Source organism: Halioglobus sp. Uisw_031, assembly GCF_047729875.1.
In the GTDB taxonomy this organism is placed as follows: Bacteria; Pseudomonadota; Gammaproteobacteria; order Pseudomonadales; family Halieaceae; genus Marimicrobium.
Genome location: NZ_CP159826.1, coordinates 1,352,936 through 1,370,921, shown reverse-complemented (window position 1 = coordinate 1,370,921; position 17,986 = coordinate 1,352,936). Strand labels below are relative to the sequence as shown.

Here is a 17,986-nt window from a genome sequence, read left to right as displayed (position 1 = left end):
TTACCGGATTAAAACCATGAACCTAAACTTTAGCGACGAAGAACTGCAATTCCAAGGTGAGGTTCGCCAGTTTCTGGCGGAGAAACTGCCAAAGCATATTATCGAAGGCACTGCGAATAATGGCAGTGTATTTGTCGAGAAAGATATCGCCCTTCAGTGGCAAGATATTCTGGTGAAAAAGGGCTGGGCCGTCCCGCAGTGGCCGGTGGAACACGGGGGCAGTGACTGGACGCCTACCCAGAAATATATTTTCAGTAAAGAATGCTACCACGCCGGGGCACCCATGCTCATTCCTCTGGGACTTCTGATGCTGGCACCGGTCATCATGGCGTTCGGAACAGACGAGCAGAAAGCCGAATACCTGCCGAAAATCCTGAGCGGTGAACATTACTGGTGTCAGGGCTACTCAGAGCCCGGTTCTGGCTCCGATCTTGCCAGTCTAAAACTCAAAGCTGAATCCGACGGCGATCACTACATTGTTAATGGCTCAAAAATCTGGACCACCCACGCCCACCTCGCCGACCACATTTTCTGCCTGGTGCGCACAGATAATAGCGGCAAGCCTCAGGCTGGAATTAGCTTCCTCCTTATCGACATGGCAGCACCCGGTGTTGTCGTTGAACCCATCATTACGATGGCGGGGGATCATGAAGTCAACCAGGTGTTCTTCGACAACGTCCGAGTGCCAATGGCGAACCGTATCGGCGAGGAGAACCAGGGCTGGAGCTACGCAAAATATCTGTTGGAGTTTGAACGCGGTGGTGGCTTCAACGCACATCGCATCCGACACGAACTGGACCATCTGTGCGGCCTCATTAAGGATGCAAAAAATTGCAATGCTGCATTTGACAGCGAAGGAACCATGGCCCGTAAGCTCGCGCGCCTAGAAATCGATCTCAAAGCCTTGGAAATCACTGAATTGCGCATCCTTTCCTCGGTCAGTGATGGTGGTAACCCCGGGCCGGAATCCTCCATTATGAAGTTGTCAGCCACCCGGCTGGAGCAGGAGATTAACGAGTTATCAGTCGATGTCCTCGGCTACAACAGCTTCATCATGAATCCGATCGCAGGCGGTAATCCAGTCAGAGCAGATTACGTTAGTTCGATAGTGCCGCGGTATCTCAACAATCGCGCTGCATCCATCTTTGGCGGCTCCCAGGAGATTCAGCGCAATATCATCGCCAAAATGGTGCTGGGACTGTAACAACACTGCAAAAGTGCTCGGGAGATTTTCAATGCAACGCCAGCAACTGGTTGATGAAATTAAAGTCCTGATGGGTTTAGTGGCCGATAAAACCACAACGCTGGCCGATAGCGTTATGGAAATCGACGTCAACGAGTACACCGACCCGCAACAGTTTGAACGTGAAAAAATCGAGTTGTTTCGACACTATCCTCAGTTTGTTGGACCCAGTTGTGTGGTGCCTGCTACGGGCGATTATTTCGCCTTTGACGATACCGGCATTCCGATTCTCATCGTGCGACAGCAAGACGGAGGCCTCAAAGCGTTCGTAAATATTTGTTCACACCGCGGGGCCCCATTGAACGAGTGCGCACATGGAACGGCTAAAAAAAGTCGGCTATTTTCCTGCCCCTACCACGGCTGGACCTATGACTTGGAAGGTCAACTGGTGGGAGTGCCGTTTGGCAATGAAGGCTTTGGTGGCATCGACCGTGATGCACTAGGCCTCAAACCATTAGACGTTCAGGAAAAATACGGCATGATTTTTGTCATGCCTGACCCGGAAAAAACTTTTGACATCGACGAAGTACTGGGAGGTATTCAAGAGCGCCTCGCGGGCTTTGGCTTTGAGGATCACTACTATTTAGGCGCCAAGCAAGTGTTCACCGATTTTAGCTGGAAACTGAACATGGATACCTTCCATGAGTATTATCACTTTGAATTTCTGCATGCAGAGTCCATTGCCACGATGGTCTATAGCAATACCGCAACCTACCGACAGTACGGGCGCAACCATTCAATGGGATCCCCGGCCCTCAGCATCAACGAACTCAAGAGTATTCCAGAGAATGAGTGGGAACCTAGAAACTACAGTTCTTACGTCAACTTCATTTTTCCCAACACCGTCATTTTCGTTGTTGAAGACCACTTCCAGACCTGGCGCGTCTACCCCATCACGCCAGACCGGTCAGTGGTGTATCACAGTATGTTCCTACCCAAAGAACCGGCAACGCCCGAGGAACGACAGCACTACGAAGACTATTTCCAGATGATTAATGATGTTGCCGTCGCCGAAGATTACTCACTGGTCGACAAGATCAATCGGGGCCTGAAAGCGGGCATAGAGCGTAAAGTACTGATTGGGCGCAACGAACCCGGCGTCCAAAATATGCATCGCCAATTACATGACGTGCTTGGCTAAAACCTTGTCTACCACGCCTGAAAATGCTGCTGTGCACAGCATCCCCGGCGGAACGAAAGCAGCAGATCAAAGCTATATGAAGCCGAGGAAAGAAAGATTACAGTCCAGCGGTTCTTCAATCGGGTCCAGCATCACTCTCTCATTGATCATTGAAAAATCAATGTCCAATTATTTATTGGACGCACACGGTGACGAGGCTTTTGATGACGTCTATTTTGACACTTATCAAAAAATGATTGGAGCGCCGATTATAAAGACGTAGTGGCCGGCAGGGTGGCGTAGTGTAGGATAGGCGAAACAGACGACGCAAGTAACCACTACTATGAATCACGGTAACTACGAAGACGAACCGAACCAAAAAATTAACTGGCACATCATCCGGATAATTTGGCCCTATCTGATGGAATATCGCAATCGAGTGCTATTGGCCCTCGGCTGCTTAATTCTCGCCAAGCTCGGCAATGTGGTTGGCCCGTTCATCCTCAAGTATATCGTTGACGCCCTAGACTCCGAGAAAACGCAACTCATCGCGGCCCCAATAGCGCTCGTATTAGCCTACGGCCTTGCGCGCTTTGCTAATGTCCTGTTTGGGGAGCTTCGCGATACCGTTTTTGGGTACGTTACCGAACGGGCAATGCGGAAAATTGGCATCAAAGTATTCAGGCATCTGCATAATCTTGATCTCGACTTCCACCTCAACCGTCGCACCGGTGGTCTGTCACGCGACATTGAACGCGGCACCACCGGCATCAGCTTTCTCATGCGCTTTTTTGTCTTCAATATTGTGCCAACATTTATCGAAATTTTTATGGTCGTGGGCATCCTACTCTACAACTATGGTTGGGGTTTCGCCATGATCACGCTCAGTGCAGTGTTAGCGTATGTGTGGTTTTCGGTAGCAGCGACGGAATGGCGCACCAAATTTGTGCGTGAAGCCAATATTGCCGACTCTGCTAGCAACAACCGTGCTGTCGACAGCCTGCTCAATTTTGAAACGGTAAAATATTTTACCAACGAAGAATTTGAGGTGCAGCGTTACGACTATGAACTCGAAAAGTGGGAGTCCGCTAGGCGCAAAAACCGCTTGTCGCTATTCTCCCTCAATGGAGGTCAAGCGCTGATTATTGCAGTCGCTATGACTGCGATGATGTGGCTGGCCACCTCGCGTGTTGCAGCCGGCACTATGACACTAGGCGATTTTGTGCTGATTAACGCCTTTATGATCCAGCTTTTCCTGCCGCTTAATTTTCTAGGATTTGTCTATCGAGAGATCAAGGGGTCGATGGCCAATATTGAAAAAATGTTGCAGCTTCTGGAGATCACGACCAGCGTCGACGACCGCCTCGAAGCAAAAACGTTGCAACCGGCGGCTTGGGACATTGAGTTCACTGATGTTTCGTTTTCCTACCGACCTGACAGAAAAATCTTGAACAACGTGTCATTCACTATTGGAGCAGGTCAAAAAGTAGCCGTAGTCGGTGCCAGTGGTGCCGGAAAGTCCACATTGGTGAAACTTTTGTTTCGATTTTATGATCTTGACGAGGGCAACATTACAATAGGTGGCACGGATATTAGTCATGTCACCAAAAATTCTCTACGCCAAGCTATCGGTATCGTTCCTCAAGATACTGTCTTATTCAATGACAGCGTTTTTGAGAACGTCCGCTATGGCTGTCCCGAGGCAAGCGATGCAGAAGTGTCTAATGCCATTTATCTCGCGCACCTCGATCATTTTATCAGCCAGCTGCCGGAGGGACACCAGACCAGAGTCGGTGAACGAGGCTTGAAGCTGTCAGGCGGTGAAAAACAGCGGGTGGCAATAGCGCGAACAATCCTCAAACGCTCGCCGGTATTGGTCTTTGATGAAGCGACCTCATCACTCGACAGCAAGTCGGAACAGGCTATTCTAACAGCATTGCGAGAAGTCGCTGAGGGACATACAAGCTTGGTAATCGCACACAGGCTGTCCACTATTATTGATGCGGACAAAATCGTTGTACTGGATCATGGCCGCATTGTGGAACAGGGTTCACATGAGGCACTACTCGAACAGCGTGGTTACTATGCCGATTTGTGGTTTGCTCAACAGAAAGAGCAGAGCCACCAAGCAAGCGACAGCTAATATCGTGCTGCAAATGACTGCCGTCAGCAGCACAGTCGAATATCTGTATCGAGACTTGACAATGAGTTGCATAAATTTGAACATCTCAAAAAGTTATCGAAGCAGGCTGCGCCCAATGACTAATAATTTATGATACGCCTCAATATAGTCGCTTGGCATAATGGTGGCGGACTCAGCCATGATGTCGATATCATTATTGCTGCTTTGCCGACAGATCGCTTCGAGGTGACTCTTAATGGCTCCCCTTATCATAGGGCAAAGATTCGGCGTCATCGAATTTCTCATCGCGCTCACGGATTTCGACAGCGGTGGCTGCATCCTAAAACCCTCGCTGCTGCGCCGTATGATATCAATTTATTTCTAGAGGATATTAGTCCCGGTTTTTTCAGGTACGCCAGTATCAATACCTTTATTCCCAACCCAGAATGGTTTAGAAAATCGCAATATCGGCATCTAGAAAGAATCGATAGCGTTTTTTGCAAAACCCAAAGTGGGCAGAGCGCATTTGAAGTCTTAGGGCGCCCAACGCGTTTTATCAGTTTCACCAGTGACGACCGCCTCGATACGATATCCTCTGGAGAAAAGCAGGTCGGATTCCTGCATTTAGCGGGCCGCAGCTGGCAAAAAGGTACTAAGCCTCTGACTGACTTGTGGCTGCGACACCCTGAATGGCCGCTTTTAACCGTGGTACAGAGCCCAAAAACCTATAGTCAGTCGAGGGTTAAATTAATTCACGCACCAAACATAAAACATGTGCTTGAGTGTCTGGATAATGACAGCCTGCGGCGGCTACAAAACACCTACTCTGTGCACCTATGCCCCTCTGAAGCAGAAGGGTTCGGACATTGCATTGCCGAAGCCATGAGCTGCGGTGCTGTTACTCTTACTACGGATGCGCCCCCGATGAACGAATTGATTACACGCGACCGGGGCATTCTTGTCGCACACAACAAGACACGCCAGCAGCGAGCGGGTGTCAACTATTATGTAGACACGGAAGACCTTGAGAGAAAAATAGAACAGATTATTCAAATGGACCAATCGTCGATGCAAGCATTGGGCCAAAATGCCAGAACATGGTATGAAAAAAATGACCGTGCTTTTCGCACTCAGTTCGTCGAGGCGCTTGAGGCGACGCTGCTCGCGAGCTGATCACTGACAGGGTGAAGAGATCTTTATTCACCGTGACTGCGCATGCTCCACAGCGGCGCGCCGGATTCCGCCAGCACTGCCTGTAAGTATGGCAGGCAATTTTCTAGCTGCTGCTGCAATATCCAGGGGGGGTTCACAATGAACATGCCACTTCCGCGCATGCCTTCACCTGTCAAAGACTGCACCGGGAATTCGACCAATAGCGATTTTACCGGCATCATCTTCAATCTTTCTACAAAGACCGACACATCATCGCGGTCCAGCAACGGGTACCACAGAGCGTAAACGCCTGTCGCAAACTTTTTACAGCCGACCTCCAAGGCAGCAATTGCGGTGTCGTAATCAGTCTTTACCTCATAAGGTGGATCGATCAGTACAAGTGCGCGCCTTTCCGGAGGCGGAAGAATTGCCTTTAATGCCGAAAATCCATCGGCCTGCTGTACTTTGATACGTCGATCGCGGCCAACCCAGTCGTCCAGCCTCGAGACATCGTCGGGATGTAACTCAAACAATTGCAGGCGATGAGCCGCACCCAAAATACTCGCTGCGATAGCCGGTGATCCGGGATAATGTAAGAGCTCACTTGAGGGGTTAAAGCTGCGCACCATATTGACATAATGTTCCAATGGCGGCGGCAGGTCACTACGCCCCCACAGGCGAGCGATGCCCGAGTCAAACTCTCGATTTTTACTGGCAAAAGACGTTCGCAAAGCAACAACACCCGGCCCAGCATGGGTATCAATATACCGTAAGGGCTTATCTCTCTTTTGCACCAAATACTGCAGTATCAATACCTCAACCAGGTGTTTCAAGACGTCGGCATGGTTACCCGCGTGAAATGCATGGCGATAGCTAAGCATCAATCAACATCCTTTGTGGCAATCGGGATCGTGTCGCAACTCGGACAAGGGGTATGGCCCCAGCCACCTAACTTACTGGTCGAGGCCGCGCTTTCCGGCGTGAAGCAAAATATCCGCATCGACAGAAAAGAAGGGTGGCGGCGCAGCGCCTGTTGTTTCACCCGCATCAATGACCATCGTGTGTCCTGTCATATAGCGAGCGTCTTCACTCAGCAAAAACAGAATGGCATTGGCAATATCCTGTGGCATACACGCAAACCCCAGGGGTGAGGAATCCGCTATGAACTTAGCTGTCGTTTCAGGGTTATTATCACCCAGCGCACTAGTCATCGGTGTCACCGTGCCGCCAGGCGCCACCGCATTGACCCGAATACCTATTCTGGCCAACTCACAGGCAGCGGACTTGGTAAGCCCAACGACACCGTGCTTAGCCATCGTATACACATGCGGTCCAAGTCCACCCACGACACCTGCGGTACTTGCCAGAGACACAATCGCACCCCTGCCTTGCGGCTGCATCGCCTTGGCAGCATGCTTGATGCCCAAGAACACAGCGCGGGACAGAATAGCCATCGTGTGGTCAAAGTCTTCTGCACTGGTATCCATGATCGAGCCGATGGCACCGACAACGCCGGCATTGTTCACCATGCCGGTCAAAGGGCCGAACTCATTCTGAGCCAAGGCAATGGCGCCTACGATATCATCCTCTCGCGTCACATCGGTGAAGTGAAAAGCGGCACGTGAACCCAACTCAGACACGAGAGCCTGGCCACGCTCCTCCTGTAAGTCCGCAATCAGCACACTGCCTCCTTCGTTTATAATTGCCCGGACGGTCGCTTCTCCGATACCACTGGCGCCACCGGTAACTACCACACATTGATTCTCAAACTTGCTCATACCTGGCTCCAATGCCTTTAGAAAATGTTTTATAATCTGCACTTGATGCAAGAGACTTTATCAGACGGTGCGGAGGTGAGCTTTTCATTGTCTCTCCACAACGGTAACATTTCCATACTTTCTCGATAAGGCCCAATCATGAAAAAATGGCACGATAACGCTATCGGCAGAGAAAGACTCCGAAAACAAACTATCCTAAATGTCTCAACGGTGTGGGCTACACCACAGCCGGTAACAAAGGGAGAAACAAATGACTCAGGAAGTAAATGCAAAAGTGCTTATCGATATTCCGCTTTTTGCGGCGTGGGAGAAGCTCAAAGACATATCTCTTGCACATAATTATGTCCCTGGCATTGTCAAAACAGAAATCGTAAGCGAACAATTACAAGGTATTGGCGCCAGTCGTTACGTGTACCGCAACAAGAGTAGCTATATCCAAGAAACAGTGGAGGAATGGCAGGATGGAAAAGGATTTTTGATACGCCTACACAAAGGTGAAAAACCTGCTCCTCCTTTTAAAAATGCATGGTTTCGCTACGCACTAACAGATTCCGGATCAGGACAAACCGAGCTTTCTACCACACTCATTTACGAGATGCCGTGGGGCGCAGTGGGAGACTGGCTGGGAGCGAGAATGGCAAAATTTGTGCAGTCGACTATTGCCGATGTCGCAGTTTCGATGAAGCTCTATTATGAACGCGAAGAACCCACAACGCCTGCCACTCTAAAAATATATAAAGCACAGCATAAACAATAGATAGGCCCCTAGGCTTACCCTTCATTCATGCACAAAAACCGAGCCGCATTCGACCACTTTGCACTTACGGTGGTTATACGTGGGGATTAGTCAGGCAGTCACGGCTTGGCGCAGCACCGCACCGTAGCCATCAAACTGCGGAACGCCATCCAGTGCATGGCGACTGCGCAGATGCTCTCGCAACTCACGCAATTTGTAGCTGGGCACACTGGCCATAAAGTGGTGTTCTAGGTGGTAGTTAACGCCACAAGGCGCGAAAATCATGCGCTGCCACCAGGGTGCATCAACAGTGCGAGTATTCATACGGGTATCTAGATCGAATAAATCGGGCACAGCGGCATGCTCAGCAACCTGACGTATGCGAATAATCAACATAAATACCGTCATATAGGCCACCGCCCATAGCAAAAAAGTCCAGCCGATACCGCAGGCCGCCAGGATCGCAAACAACACCAGTTGCACTAGCAACTGCTTTACGAAAGGCAGTGCCGATGCGCGCTTTTCCTTGGATAGCGCGCCCGCAGCACCGTGAACGATAGATGACATCAACTTGAAGCCAGTTTGGCCGCTAAGGTCGCGGATAACCTTGCGTTTAAAGCTTGCCCGCGACACCGGGTACGCCTGATAGTTTGACAGGTCTGGGTCAGCGATGCTGCCGGACTTAGCATGATGCTCTAGGTGACCTCGCGCATATGAGGGCTGATCGCTCATCACCGGAAGGGCGCAGAGCCACTGACCGACAACAGCGTTGAGGCGCTTAGAACGAAATAGGCTTCGATGACCACAATCATGCATCATCACAGACAAGCCCATTTGCCTGCTAGCCAAAAGGATCACTGCCAATACTATCGTTATGGGGTTGGGCCAGGCCGCGACGACAGCAAAGATGGCAGCGATAAATAACCAATTACCCAGTACCAGACGCCAGCCTTGCCAGTCGCTTCTGGTGGTAAAATACGCCACGTCTTCAGGCGACGCGTAATCACTCACGTTCATGAGACCCCCCTATCGTCCTAGTACCGATCACCCCGCATCCGATAGAGGATACTGCGCACTGTAACGAAATTGAAGGATTATAATGCTGTTTTATTACGCGGGGCCAATGTGATAATGGCGGTTGAGGTGCCACATACACCTCAGTCAACAGCGATAAAGGGTCAGCGCAACAGATCGGGCGCAAGGTTCTCGAGCTGGCGGCGAATTCCCTCCCGCCAGTCAACCTTGGTTTCTCCAATCAATCCGTGCATTTTTTCTAGGTCTATACACAGACTGCCAAACGCTTTGGCGTTGTCTTGAAAATTCGGTTCAAAACCTGTTAGCTCAGTGATGTAGGCACACCACTCCTCGATACTGACCTTTTGTGAACCCCCGAAATTGACGGTCGTAACGTCTGTACTTGCCGCTGTGAGTAGGTAGGGTATTTTCTCGATGTAATCATCGCTGTGCAGTGGGTTGTAATAATTGGGCTTATCCGGATGTAGGTCGATGGCAATCCCCTGCTGCATCATCAACATATGAAAGTACATCCAACCGCCGTTGTCACCGTAAGGCACACTCAAGCGAGCTATGGTAGTGGGTATTTTTTGTTGGCGCGCAACAAAGCGGCACACCGTCTCAGCCGCGATCTTAGAGATACTGTAGGTGGGAAACATGACGCGGTGGTTATCGCCTAATGGGGCATTTTCGGCACGCGGTTCCTGACCGCAATATTCATAGACGGCTGTGGATGAAAAGTGAAGGAACGCTTTTGCTGTGCGGCATCGAGCCATGAGGTTTCCCACGCCCTCCGCATTGGCAGCTAGGTCATACTCAAAATCGCCACTTTTCACAACAGCGAAATTTAACACATAGTCAAAGTCTTCGGGAACGAGATCGAGACTGCTTGCATCGGCCAGGTCTGCCTGCAATACCTTCGCACCGAGAATTTCTATCTTCGCACGATCCTCTGGTTTGCGAAACCGCGCCAGCGCATAGACATCAGCAATTTTTGCGTAATGCTCGACCACCGGCAGAGCCACTTGTCCAGTCGGGCCAGTGATAAGAATTTTCTTGTTGGTTAGATCGACAGGGGTTACCGGCATGGCATTTTCCTCAAATATAATTTTGGATGTGTCAGACGCCTGCTCGAGGGTAGCTGCTATAGCCCTCTGCACCAGGCGTATAAAGCGTATGCAGATCGAAGGCTGTTAGCTGCTCACCGGACTGCCATCGCTCGACCAAATCTGGGTTTGCAATAAAATGCCGGCCAAACGATACCGCGGCGAGCTCTCCGGCCGCAACTGCGGCTCCGGCTTCTTCAAAGCTATAGCTCTCATTACCAATCAATCGATCACCAAAATAACACTGGCCGAGTGCAATATTGTCCACGCGCCCTTTCGGAAAGCGTATGACATGCAGGTACGCCAGATTCAGAGACTTAGCTTCCTGTAGCAGGTAGTCGAATGTGTGTTGCGGGTCGTCATCCTCAATGTCGTTAAAAGGATTGTCTGGACAGATGCGCATACCCACACGCTGTGCGCCGTCAACGCTGGCCATAGCCTCCAGCACTTCGAGTACGAAACGTGCTCTGTTGGCAGCACTACCACCGTAATCATCGGTACGTTTGTTGGTACCACTACAAAGAAACTGAGCCGGCAGGTAGCCGCTGGTGCAGTGTAATTCGACGCCATCAAAACCAGCGGAAAATGCATTTTCCGTCGCCCTCTGATAATCCGCTATCACCTGTACAATCTCGCTCAGCGCCAAGGCACGGGGCTCATCAAAAGGCTGCATACCCTGCAAATCAGTGTACATTTTCCCGCGAGCACGAATCGCCGAGGGTGCGACTGTTTCACTACCTGCCCCTTTATTCAGCACGTTGGCTACCCTGCCCACATGCATGAGCTGTGCCACCATACAACCGCCCTTTTCATGCACCGCATCGGTGATACGGGCCCAAGCTCTAACCTGCTCCTCACTATAAATTCCAGGGGTACGACAGTACCCACGCCCGTCCGCACTAGGAGCAATACCTTCAGAAATGATCAGTCCAGCGGTAGCACGCTGGCTGTAATAATCCACCATAATGTCGGTGGGCAAGCCATCCTTACCCGCGCGACTGCGCGTCATGGGCGCCATCACAACGCGGTTGCGCAATTCCAACGCACCAAGATTTAATGGTGTAAACAAATCCATAGTGGTCCTTTGACTCGCTCGTGATTCAAATTCAAGGAGTCAGTCGTGAATTTTATCAAGCCTCTTCTACTTCCATTGCACGAAAACCAAGGCTGTCATCCTCCGCCAGCAAACGGCCCAACTTTTCCAACTGCTGACTGGCATTACCCAGAGAGAAGCTGATCTGCTTTGCCATCAGGTAAAAACGGTGAATGGGATATTCGACATCAGCGCCGATACCGCCGTGCAAATGTTGTGCCGAGCACACTATCCGATGCGCAGCATCACAGGCCCACCATTTTGCGGCTCGCACTTCAGCGCGTGCATCCAGTCCCTCGCTGAGACGCCACAGCGCCAGCCAGTAGGTAGAACGAATCGCTTCCACGTCGATGTAGCTATCCGCCATACGCATGGCCAATGCCTGAAACGTGCCCAGAGCAACCCCGAATTGTTTGCGCTCACCTAGGAAATCCGCCGTACGCTTCATGGCCTCTTCGGTAACACCAACCTGCAATGCGCAGTGACAGACATTGGCACGCTGCTCCAGCCACTCAATAATGTCTGCACCCTGTCCAGGCACGCCCAGTACGGTATCGTCAGCGACGGTGACATTTTCCAATATCAAATGGGCTGCTCTTTCACCGGACAGGCCAATCTCGACACTCTGAACGGTCACACCCGGTGCACTGATATCAACGACAAATACGGTTTGCTGTCCTTTAGCATCCTCAGCCGGTACAAGAATAAAATCCGCCACCGCACCATCCGGTACGACCGCTTTTTTGCCGTCGAGTATCCAGCCCTGGGCACCCTGCGTGGCTGAGACTTTAGTCGCGATTGCGACATTCATGCCCAGCTCGGCGATAGCTGCACTAAATTTTGCTTTGCCGGAAGCGAGCGACGGAAGATAACGTTGCTGCTGTTTCGTCGAACCGAATTCGGCAATAGGTAGACCACCCAAGACCAACGAAGCGTAAAGCGGTACCGGCGCAACGCGTCTCCCCTGTTCTTCCAGCACCATACAAAGTTCAGTGAGACCCAGACCCGTGCCGCCGGCAGATTCGGGGATGGCCACCCCTAATAAACCCTGATCTGCCAGCGTTTGCCATAACGTCTCGTCATACGTCTCGTCTGTGCGCGAGAAACCCAGCAGAAATTCGTCGCTGGCGCGATCGGAAAAAATCTGGCAAGCCAGTTCGCGAATTGAATTCTGGTCGTCACTAAAAGTGAAGTTCATAATTGCATGCCTCAGTAGGTCCTGACCATGGCAGTCAGGTTGCGGGTATATTTGAGCTTCTTTTCCTCAGGTTGCTGAAGAAATAGTGCTCGATAAAACATAGTGGACAGTAGCTCTGCGAACTGCTCTACGGACAAATCCGCAGCACGCAGCGTCTTACTCTCGTTAATAAAGTATTCGCGTATCAACCCCTCGCCAATGCCGGCTAGGGAGTACACCACCATTAGCGACTGGTTTTTTCTGAAATGCACGTCGGGAAACAGTTTCGGCATGAGATCCACCAGCCACATTAACTGGTTACGGTAGTTCGCGCGCAACATGCTGGAGAATACTTCATCCTCGTCCGCTAATTGCAATAGAGACCGCATAACCCCCGGACGTTTTGCATACGTACGCACCACAACGAGGTTGTGCGCGTAAATCCGCGCGTACCAGTCACCTTTGGATACATACTTCTCTACTTGCGCTGGGTCATTGCTGGCCATGGAGAAATCCGTGAGAACCTCCAATGTAAGGGACTTCAGATCCTTGAAATAGTGATAAAACAAGCCTTGGGCGACCCCTGCCTCGCCGGTAACATCGGCTATACGCATCTTGTGGTAGCCCTCACGCTCAAGTACAGCCAGCGCGGCTTCCTTCAAACCTGCACGGGCGCGCTCTCCCCGCGCGCTGAGCGCACCGGTACTCTTGGATGATTTGGCAGTAATTTCAGACATAGGGTGATAAAATAGTTGAATTTGAATTCAAAATCAATATTATATGTGTCATTAATTGAAAGGAGCCTGCACATGTTCGTTGACTACACAGACCATCAAAAAGAGTTGCGCAAAGAATTTCGCGCCTATTTCTCCAATCTGATTAAGCCCGAACACCGCGAGGAATTGCGCAGCGCGGAAAGTGGTGATCTTTATAAGGCTCTCATCCGGCAGCAAGGCCTCGATGGTATGCTGGCGGTCGGCTGGCCGGAGCAATACGGTGGTCGCGGCCTTACCGACAGTGAACAACTTATTCGCTATGAGGAGGCCCTACTAGCAGGCGCGCCTACGCCCTTCGTAACACTCAACACTGTCGGCCCATCCATCATCAGCAAAGGTACTGACGAACAAAAGAAACGCTTCCTTCCCGGCATAGCAGGCGGCGAGCTTCACTTTGCCATTGGCTATACCGAACCCGGTGCCGGCACTGATCTTGCAGCTCTAACGACCTCTGCCGTCAGGCAGGGTGACCACTATCTAGTGAACGGCAATAAAGTCTATACCAGTGGCGCTGAAGGTGCAGACTACGTGTGGTTGGCGGCCCGCACCAATCCAGACGTTCCAAAGCATAAGGGCATTTCTATATTGGTGATGGACACCAAAGACCCCGGGTTTTCTTTCGGCCCTATCCACACCATGGGTGGTGTGCGCACCAACGTAACGTATTATACCGATGTAAAAGTACCCGCTGATATGATTATCGGCGAAGAAAATGGTGGCTGGCGTTTGATAACTGAGCAGCTCAATCACGAACGCGTCGGTCTCGCCGCATGGGGCATACAGGGCTGGAAAATTTTTCGGGCGGCTCTGGAGTGGGCGCGTAATACCAAGAATGCCGATGGGCAGCGCGTCATCGATGATCCTCTTACCCAGCGTAATCTTGCAGAAGTCTATGCACACCTTGAGGCTATGCGTGTTATGAACGCACGCATGTCTTGGCAGCTCGACCAGCAAAAGATGGACCCGGTCTTCCCCTCTGCAATTAAAGTCTACTCAACTGAAATCATGCTGGAAATTTGCCGCATACTGATGGACGTCGTGGGCCCCCATGCTCTGATAGCCGCTGGCAGTGAGGGCGCCGTGCTGCATGGTGATCTAGAGCATGAGTACCGCCGCGCTACTATTAGTACCTTCGGCGGTGGCGTAGTAGAAGTATTGCGTGGACTGGTCGCCACTCATGGACTTGGCATGCCATCGCACCGCTAGAAACAACCGATAACTGCAATAGGAACTGTGCCAGATGACAACGGATGAGCAAAAAGCCATTGAGTCAGAGATTTACGCCTTCGTAGGCCAGGAAGTCTATCCACTGACACCCGCAGCGGATGATATAAACGAGGCCATGATTCGCCAGTGGGCGGAAGTCATGGGCGATAACAATCCGGCCTATCTCGACAAAGACTGGGCTGCTAAAAGCATTCGCGGAAGCACTATCTCACCTCCCGCTATGATGTATGTCTGGGGCCAGGAGGGCTTTCAAGTCACCAAAGGTCGCGCACCTAATGCAATGTCGAATCTCGTTAGCGTCTTCGACAAGCACGGCTACACCGGCGTGCTGGGCACGAATGTAAAGCAGGAGTATTTCAAGGAGGTCAGCCCCGGCGACAACGTCACCATTGAGATGATTATCGACAATATCTCCGAGCGTAAAACGACCGGGCGCGGCACCGGATATTTTTTCGAAACGCTGTCGACGTTCACTGACCAGCGCGGTGAAAAGATTGGCACGCAGCGCTTCAAGGTGCTGAAATTTATTCCACAGGAACAACCTGCTGCGGCCGCCAGCGAGGACAAACTGGACGTGCCAACCCGCATAGCCTCACCTCGCGGCTACGACAACAAGTGGTGGTGGGAAGCCTGTGACGACGGCAAAGTACTGATACAGCGCTGTAAAAGCTGCCAGACCCTGCGCCATCCGCCCCGACCCATGTGCGGTGAATGTCAATCCATGGAATGGGATTCCATCGAATCCACGCTGGACGGTGAAATTCTTAGCCATACAGAACTGCACCACCCCAAGATCCCAGGCTACCAGTATCCGTTGGTTTGTGCCGTTATCAAATTAGCAGAGGGCACTAACTTGGTTTCAAACGTCATCGGCTGTGATCCATCAGAGGTACATATCGGCATGAAAGTGAAAGGCGTGCTCGAGCAGGTGGACGAGAAAACTATGTTGCCGCAGTTCTATCCGGCGTCACCAGGAATAAGACCATGAGCGAATTCAAAACACTCACCCGTGCCGACGTATCCGTTGGCGACAAACTACCCGCTGCGGACATCGACATCACGACGGGCCTAGTGGTCTGTGGCGCTCTGGCCACGCGTGATTTCGAGCCGGTACATCATAGCAAGGCCGCCGCACAAGCCGTGGGGCTGCCTGATGTATTTATGAACATACTCACCAGTCAAGGCCTGATGACTCGCTTCGCTACCGATTGGAGCGGTCCGGAAGCTGTGGTCAAATCGGTGGACCTGCGTTTGGGTGCCCCTAACATACCGGGCATGCTAATGACTGTTAGCGGCGAAGTTACAGCACTGGACAAAGATAGTGGACTGGTAGACCTCGCCGTGACCGGAGAAAATAATATATGGGGCATGCACATGCAGGGCACCGTTCAACTGACATTGCCCAAGGAGTCCTGAACCGTGATCGCTAACGTAAAAGACAAAGCAGTAATCGTCGGTATCGGTAATACCAAATTCAGCAAAGATTCGGGTGTTTCAGAGCTGTCGCTGGCGGTACAGGCGGTCAAAGCTGCTATCGATGACGCGGGGCTAAAGCCCAGTGATATCGACGGTATGGCGACCTTCACCATGGATACAAATGACGAAATCGAAGTCGCCCGAGCGCTAGGCGTGGGTGAATTGACTTTCTATGGCCGCTCGCATTATGGCGGCGGTGCTGCCACCAGCTGCCTGCATCAGGCAACCATGGCCGTGGCGACCGGGATGGCAGAAACGGTTGTGGTATATCGCGCATTGAATGGTCGCAGCGGGCACCGCTTCTCTGGTGGCGTTGCCGGCGACATTACCACAGCTGATGCCATCCATTGGGGCTGGTATATGCCCTATGGCTTGCTGACTCCCGCCAGTTGGGTCGCAATGTTCACTCAGCGATGGATGCACAACACTGGCGTTACCAAAGACGCTCTGTTTGAGGTGGCGCACTCAACTCGTGTTTATGGCGCTAATAATCCAGCTGCTTTCTTTTATGGTAGAAATTTTGATCGCGCCGAATATGACGCAGCACGAATGATTGCCGACCCACTGCAATTGTTCGACTGCTGCCAGGAAAGTGACGGCGGCTCAGCAGTGATCGTGACCACTCCTGAACGTGCCCGTGATCTGAAACAGCCGGGCGTCAGTGTGCGCGGGGTCGCGCAATGTGCAGCAGACAATCAAGAGCAAATGACCTCGTTTTATCGCGAGGAATTTGCCGGAATTCCCGAAATGGAAACGGCGGCAAAAAATGTTTATGCCATGAGCGGACTTTCTGTCGACGATATTGATGCTGCCGTAATTTACGATGCCTTCTCTCCCATTGTGCTATGGCAACTTGAGGCATGGGGTTTCTGCGGCTATGGCGAGTCCGGCGATTTTGTGAAAGACGGCGCATTGAGAACGGACGGCAGACTCCCTACTAACACCCATGGAGGGCAGCTCAGTGAGGCCTATATTCACGGCGTTAATGGCATCGTTGAAGCTACCCGGTTGGTGCGTGGCACCTCAGCAAACCAGCCAGCAAAAACCGTCAATCATGCGCTAGTCACGTCCGGTGTCGGAATCCCGACCGGTGGAGCGATTTTAGGGAAGATGGACTGAGACAATTTTTGCCGGGCGAAACGGCCGACATCCAGTTTGCTCAGCCGTGAATACCTCATTGCCATGAGCCAGCTTCAAAAAACGAAAGGGTCTGCGCATCACCACAGCCCATTTTGTCAACGCACCCCGCATAAAAAAGGAGGAAAGCCCCCGCTAGATATAAGACCTGCTACCTAGCAGGCAGGTCAGCATTACATGTAAATTATAATCATTTCGTACACTAAAACAGGGCGTTCATCCTGTCCAACAACATGAATATGCTGTTCCATCAGTAGCTTAGTCCCCTTAGGTGTCGCGGTCACTCCCTTGACTCTGCTGCGGCAATGAACAGCACTACCCACAGGAACGGGGCCGATAAAGCGCAGTTTATCAGAGCCATAATTCAAAATATTGTTGTAGCCGGTCACTTCATAACTGGGCTCACCAACCATTTTCGGCAGCAGCACTAGCGTCAGGAACCCGTGGGCTATAGTAACGCCAAACGGACTGTCGGTTTTTGCTTTCTCAGGATCAGTGTGAATCCAGTAAGTGTCACCCGTCAGCGCCGCAAACTGATCGACCAGCGTCTGGGTAATCTCCACCTGCCCACTCCAAGAACCAAACTCGTCCGACACCAACTCCTGCAGCGCTTCAACATCGTTATATGCATACTGCTTCATATCCAACTCTCCCCTCGTTACTCAAATAGTGACTTAATCTATCGGTGGTGACTGTATTTTACAGGCTTGATAGGAGAACAACCAATTGGAAATCGGCTTAATCATCTATACTAGCGAGTCTTTCTCGTCGCTTTAATGTTTCTGTACACGTTCAAAATCGGCAGAATGTCATCTCCAGTGTGGCCTGA

The 17,986-nt window shown here is 51.4% G+C and carries 18 protein-coding genes; 10 read left to right on the top strand and 8 right to left on the bottom strand.

What is annotated here, in order from left to right:
• Positions 1-16: 16 nt before the first annotated feature.
• The 5 genes from ABXT62_RS06330 (at position 17) to ABXT62_RS06310 (ending at position 5,658) form a co-directional block, all read left to right on the top strand.
• A complete protein-coding gene (locus tag ABXT62_RS06330; protein ID WP_415357756.1) occupies positions 17-1,204 on the top strand; it encodes an acyl-CoA dehydrogenase family protein in 1,188 nt (395 codons plus the stop codon).
• 31 nt (positions 1,205-1,235) lie between these two features.
• Entirely contained in the window at positions 1,236-2,384 is a 1,149-nt protein-coding gene (locus ABXT62_RS06325; protein ID WP_415357755.1) for an aromatic ring-hydroxylating oxygenase subunit alpha, read from the top strand.
• Positions 2,377-2,646, top strand: coding sequence for a hypothetical protein (locus ABXT62_RS06320; RefSeq protein WP_415357754.1), 270 nt, complete (start codon positions 2,377-2,379; stop codon positions 2,644-2,646). The genes ABXT62_RS06325 and ABXT62_RS06320 overlap by 8 nt, the downstream gene beginning before the upstream one ends.
• A 60-nt stretch (positions 2,647-2,706) precedes the next feature.
• Positions 2,707-4,506: an ABCB family ABC transporter ATP-binding protein/permease gene (locus ABXT62_RS06315; RefSeq protein WP_415357753.1), complete on the top strand. Its 1,800-nt coding sequence runs from the start codon at positions 2,707-2,709 to the stop codon at positions 4,504-4,506.
• A 129-nt stretch (positions 4,507-4,635) separates the two neighbouring features.
• A complete protein-coding gene (locus tag ABXT62_RS06310) occupies positions 4,636-5,658 on the top strand; it encodes a glycosyltransferase (RefSeq protein ID WP_415357752.1) in 1,023 nt (340 codons plus the stop codon).
• Positions 5,659-5,681: 23 nt separating this feature from the next.
• On the opposite strand, the gene ABXT62_RS06305 is transcribed toward ABXT62_RS06310, so the two are convergent.
• Together ABXT62_RS06305 and ABXT62_RS06300 are read right to left on the bottom strand one after the other, a co-directional pair.
• A complete protein-coding gene (locus tag ABXT62_RS06305; RefSeq protein WP_415357751.1) occupies positions 5,682-6,518 on the bottom strand; it encodes a 23S rRNA (adenine(2030)-N(6))-methyltransferase RlmJ in 837 nt (278 codons plus the stop codon).
• 72 nt (positions 6,519-6,590) lie between these two features.
• Entirely contained in the window at positions 6,591-7,415 is an 825-nt protein-coding gene (locus ABXT62_RS06300; protein WP_415357750.1) for an SDR family oxidoreductase, read from the bottom strand.
• A 250-nt stretch (positions 7,416-7,665) separates the two neighbouring features.
• Between ABXT62_RS06300 and ABXT62_RS06295 the strand changes: the two genes are divergently transcribed.
• Positions 7,666-8,172, top strand: coding sequence for an SRPBCC family protein (locus ABXT62_RS06295; protein ID WP_415357749.1), 507 nt, complete (start codon positions 7,666-7,668; stop codon positions 8,170-8,172).
• 90 nt (positions 8,173-8,262) lie between these two features.
• Here ABXT62_RS06295 and ABXT62_RS06290 read toward each other — a convergent pair whose 3' ends face one another.
• The 5 genes from ABXT62_RS06290 to ABXT62_RS06270 all read right to left on the bottom strand — a co-directional run bounded on the left by ABXT62_RS06290 (position 8,263) and on the right by ABXT62_RS06270 (position 13,278).
• Positions 8,263-9,168 carry a fatty acid desaturase family protein gene (locus ABXT62_RS06290; RefSeq protein ID WP_415357748.1) on the bottom strand — a complete coding sequence of 302 codons (906 nt, stop codon included), beginning with the start codon at positions 9,166-9,168 and terminating at the stop codon, positions 8,263-8,265.
• Positions 9,169-9,329: 161 nt separating this feature from the next.
• Positions 9,330-10,253, bottom strand: a complete 924-nt coding sequence (locus ABXT62_RS06285; protein ID WP_415357747.1) for an NAD-dependent epimerase/dehydratase family protein — start codon at positions 10,251-10,253, stop codon at positions 9,330-9,332.
• A gap of 31 nt (positions 10,254-10,284) precedes the next feature.
• Positions 10,285-11,346, bottom strand: coding sequence for an alkene reductase (locus ABXT62_RS06280; RefSeq protein WP_415357746.1), 1,062 nt, complete (start codon positions 11,344-11,346; stop codon positions 10,285-10,287).
• A 55-nt stretch (positions 11,347-11,401) separates the two neighbouring features.
• The gene (locus tag ABXT62_RS06275; RefSeq protein WP_415357745.1) at positions 11,402-12,562 is read right to left on the bottom strand and encodes an acyl-CoA dehydrogenase family protein; all 1,161 of its coding nucleotides are present in this window, start codon (positions 12,560-12,562) and stop codon (positions 11,402-11,404) included.
• Between the two features lie 11 nt (positions 12,563-12,573).
• Positions 12,574-13,278: a TetR/AcrR family transcriptional regulator gene (locus ABXT62_RS06270; protein ID WP_415357744.1), complete on the bottom strand. Its 705-nt coding sequence runs from the start codon at positions 13,276-13,278 to the stop codon at positions 12,574-12,576.
• A gap of 72 nt (positions 13,279-13,350) precedes the next feature.
• Between ABXT62_RS06270 and ABXT62_RS06265 the strand changes: the two genes are divergently transcribed.
• The 4 genes from ABXT62_RS06265 to ABXT62_RS06250 are packed head-to-tail and all read left to right on the top strand — an operon-like array spanning position 13,351 to position 17,139.
• Positions 13,351-14,523: an acyl-CoA dehydrogenase family protein gene (locus tag ABXT62_RS06265; protein WP_415357743.1), complete on the top strand. Its 1,173-nt coding sequence runs from the start codon at positions 13,351-13,353 to the stop codon at positions 14,521-14,523.
• Between the two features lie 34 nt (positions 14,524-14,557).
• The gene (locus tag ABXT62_RS06260) at positions 14,558-15,532 is read left to right on the top strand and encodes a bifunctional MaoC family dehydratase N-terminal/OB-fold nucleic acid binding domain-containing protein (RefSeq protein ID WP_415357742.1); all 975 of its coding nucleotides are present in this window, start codon (positions 14,558-14,560) and stop codon (positions 15,530-15,532) included.
• Positions 15,529-15,960, top strand: coding sequence for an acyl dehydratase (locus ABXT62_RS06255; protein WP_415357741.1), 432 nt, complete (start codon positions 15,529-15,531; stop codon positions 15,958-15,960). Before ABXT62_RS06260 ends, ABXT62_RS06255 begins: the two co-directional genes overlap by 4 nt.
• A 3-nt stretch (positions 15,961-15,963) precedes the next feature.
• Positions 15,964-17,139: a lipid-transfer protein gene (locus ABXT62_RS06250; RefSeq protein WP_415357740.1), complete on the top strand. Its 1,176-nt coding sequence runs from the start codon at positions 15,964-15,966 to the stop codon at positions 17,137-17,139.
• A 191-nt stretch (positions 17,140-17,330) separates the two neighbouring features.
• On the opposite strand, the gene ABXT62_RS06245 is transcribed toward ABXT62_RS06250, so the two are convergent.
• The gene (locus tag ABXT62_RS06245; RefSeq protein WP_415357739.1) at positions 17,331-17,798 is read right to left on the bottom strand and encodes a MaoC family dehydratase; all 468 of its coding nucleotides are present in this window, start codon (positions 17,796-17,798) and stop codon (positions 17,331-17,333) included.
• Positions 17,799-17,986: the final 188 nt, after the last annotated feature.

Bases quoted from the DNA above. Each gene is read 5' to 3' on its own strand.
- ABXT62_RS06330 (WP_415357756.1), top strand. From the start codon at position 17: ATGAACCTAAACTTTAGCGACGAAGAACTGCAATTCCAAGGTGAGGTT.
- ABXT62_RS06325 (WP_415357755.1), top strand. From the start codon at position 1,236: ATGCAACGCCAGCAACTGGTTGATGAAATTAAAGTCCTGATGGGTTTA.
- ABXT62_RS06315 (WP_415357753.1), top strand. From the start codon at position 2,707: ATGAATCACGGTAACTACGAAGACGAACCGAACCAAAAAATTAACTGG.
- ABXT62_RS06310 (WP_415357752.1), top strand. From the start codon at position 4,636: ATGATACGCCTCAATATAGTCGCTTGGCATAATGGTGGCGGACTCAGC.
- ABXT62_RS06305 (WP_415357751.1), bottom strand. From the start codon at position 6,518: ATGCTTAGCTATCGCCATGCATTTCACGCGGGTAACCATGCCGACGTC.
- ABXT62_RS06300 (WP_415357750.1), bottom strand. From the start codon at position 7,415: ATGAGCAAGTTTGAGAATCAATGTGTGGTAGTTACCGGTGGCGCCAGT.
- ABXT62_RS06295 (WP_415357749.1), top strand. From the start codon at position 7,666: ATGACTCAGGAAGTAAATGCAAAAGTGCTTATCGATATTCCGCTTTTT.
- ABXT62_RS06290 (WP_415357748.1), bottom strand. From the start codon at position 9,168: ATGAACGTGAGTGATTACGCGTCGCCTGAAGACGTGGCGTATTTTACC.
- ABXT62_RS06285 (WP_415357747.1), bottom strand. From the start codon at position 10,253: ATGCCGGTAACCCCTGTCGATCTAACCAACAAGAAAATTCTTATCACT.
- ABXT62_RS06280 (WP_415357746.1), bottom strand. From the start codon at position 11,346: ATGGATTTGTTTACACCATTAAATCTTGGTGCGTTGGAATTGCGCAAC.
- ABXT62_RS06275 (WP_415357745.1), bottom strand. From the start codon at position 12,562: ATGAACTTCACTTTTAGTGACGACCAGAATTCAATTCGCGAACTGGCT.
- ABXT62_RS06270 (WP_415357744.1), bottom strand. From the start codon at position 13,278: ATGTCTGAAATTACTGCCAAATCATCCAAGAGTACCGGTGCGCTCAGC.
- ABXT62_RS06265 (WP_415357743.1), top strand. From the start codon at position 13,351: ATGTTCGTTGACTACACAGACCATCAAAAAGAGTTGCGCAAAGAATTT.
- ABXT62_RS06260 (WP_415357742.1), top strand. From the start codon at position 14,558: ATGACAACGGATGAGCAAAAAGCCATTGAGTCAGAGATTTACGCCTTC.
- ABXT62_RS06255 (WP_415357741.1), top strand. From the start codon at position 15,529: ATGAGCGAATTCAAAACACTCACCCGTGCCGACGTATCCGTTGGCGAC.
- ABXT62_RS06245 (WP_415357739.1), bottom strand. From the start codon at position 17,798: ATGAAGCAGTATGCATATAACGATGTTGAAGCGCTGCAGGAGTTGGTG.